The 281-nt window shown below is 26.4% G+C and carries 1 protein-coding gene; it reads left to right on the top strand.

What is annotated here, in order from left to right; genetic code table 11:
- Positions 1–281: two-component regulator propeller domain-containing protein (locus G3997_RS01515; RefSeq protein WP_296647000.1), on the top strand; the 281-nt coding region annotated here is incomplete at both ends.

The following is a 281-nucleotide window of genomic DNA, read 5'->3' on the forward strand; positions in this document are numbered from 1 at the left end:
ATAATGGCCTAGCTAAGTACAATGAAGAAGAAGATAATTTTTATACTTATAAAAATAAGAACTATGATCAGAATAGTTTAGTTAATAATACAGTATGCAGTATTATAGAAGATAAAAGTGGATTAATTTGGGTAGGAACAGAATCGGGAATTAGTATATTTGATTCYAAAAATAAAATAGTACATTATAAGTCAGAACCTTTTAATGATAACTCTTTGAAGTCTAATTTCGTACATGGTATTTACGAAGATAAAAACGGAATTTTATGGGTTGGTTCAAAT

It is taken from the genome of Romboutsia sp. 13368, from assembly GCF_018336475.1.
GTDB lineage: Bacteria > Bacillota > Clostridia > Peptostreptococcales > Peptostreptococcaceae > Romboutsia.